The following is a 1691-nucleotide window of genomic DNA, read 5'->3' on the forward strand; positions in this document are numbered from 1 at the left end:
CATTGGCCCCAGATAAGCCCGCAACGTGTCATAACTTGCCAGATCTGCGCGGGTGAAACGCTTGCCTTCACGTTCAGCCTTGCCCTTAGCTGCTTTGACCATGGCTGGGCTCGGTTTTCGCTGAATGTCGAGCTTTGCCCCCTGCCCGTCCAGAACATCAATTGCCGTCTTCGCAGAGCTGCAGATCTCCTGGATGATTTCATCAGCACCGGCTCGACCACTCACAATGTCATCAAGTCGCGCTTCCATTGTTGCTGTTGTGCCTGGATCAAGGAGTAAAGGACACCGGCCCTGCAGAAGATGATAGAGCTGCATAGCCGTATCGCTTGCAAAGAGTTTGCCCTTGGAGACAGTAAGAAAGCCTTGCTTCTTCAAACCTTCAATTATGGTGTCTCTGGTTGCCGGAGTACCAATGCCTTTGGCTTCCTTCAGCCGTGCACGCTGGCCCTCATCTTCAACAAACCTCCATGCGTTTTGCATGGCTTCAATCAAAGACCCTTCCGTGTAGCGAGCTGGTGCCTTTGTCTTCTTAGCATCAATATTGACAGCCGAGATCCCCACGCCTTCACCGTTCCTCACTTGTGGCAATTCGGCCTCGTTATCTGAGGACGACCTGTCTTCGATGAACTCACTGTAAACAGCACGCCAGCCTGAATGAATTGTAGAGCGGCCCACAGTCTTGAAGACAACAGCCTGACCGTTCACCGGCACACTGATTGCAATCTGTGTCTGGTGATACTCGTAATCAGGGCCAAGCGCTGCAAGGAATGTCTTGGCTATGAAATCAAACAGCTTGCGCTCGTCAGCGTTCAGCCCTGCAATGATCTTTGAAAACTGATCAATCACAGCTGGATTGGGGATGATGGCATGATGAGATTCACCAGCTAAACCGGCATCTGAGAATACACCGCGTTTGCCTGTCCTGATTGTTGGGGCCTGCCAGTCGATATCCTTCACATAGCCGCCGCCGACGAGTGCTGCAAACACTGCGCTTGCTCCTTCAACCATGTTCTCAGGAAGGTAGCGCACTGCAGCGCGTGGATAGGTTGTCAGCTTGTGGATCTCATAAAGAGCCTGGGCAACGTCTAATGTTTTCTTTGCCGTCCATCCCCATTTGGCAGCTTGCTTTTGCAAGCTTGGAAGATCAACGGGCTTGCCTGGAGCCTGACGCCGGTTTTCCTGTGTGGCGCTGGCTGGGCCATGCCAGCCGGTCGCAGCTGCAGCTATTGCTTCAGCCGTAGCCTTTTGAAAATAGCGCTCGCTGTCAGTCGGCCGGTGGTGAAGCTGGAACAGCCCATGTTCACCTTGAACATCTGCAGTCAGTTCAAAGTAGTCTTGTGGCTTGAAGTTGGAAAGCTCTTGTTCACGCCTGCAGACAATTCCAAGTGTTGGGGTGCGAACACGGCCAACGCCAATGACTGCACGCACTCCAGTAGGCACCAGTCTGGTCGTTGCGGTTCTGGTCAGACTGAGATTGAACACCTGATCGGCCTGAGCACGGGCGACCGCTGCATCATAAAGCGGCTGATAACTGGCGTTGGGCTTAGCGTTGGCAAACGCCTCTCGAAGCGTCTTTTCATCTTCTGCCGTAAACATTGCTCGCAGCACGCGGCCGTTGTAGCCGTAAAAATGCAAAAGGTTCTCACCAATCGCTTGACCCTCGCGGTCGCAGTCAGTGGCAATGATAACTT

At 53.2% G+C, this 1691-nt stretch carries 1 protein-coding gene; it reads right to left on the bottom strand.

The window, feature by feature from the left end; translation table 11 throughout:
- On the bottom strand, window positions 1-1691 hold a 1691-nt coding region (locus tag PsAD26_RS26525), incomplete at both ends, for a DNA topoisomerase (RefSeq protein ID WP_063312813.1).

The organism is Pseudovibrio sp. Ad26 (assembly GCF_001623285.1).
GTDB lineage: Bacteria > Pseudomonadota > Alphaproteobacteria > Rhizobiales > Stappiaceae > Pseudovibrio > Pseudovibrio ascidiaceicola.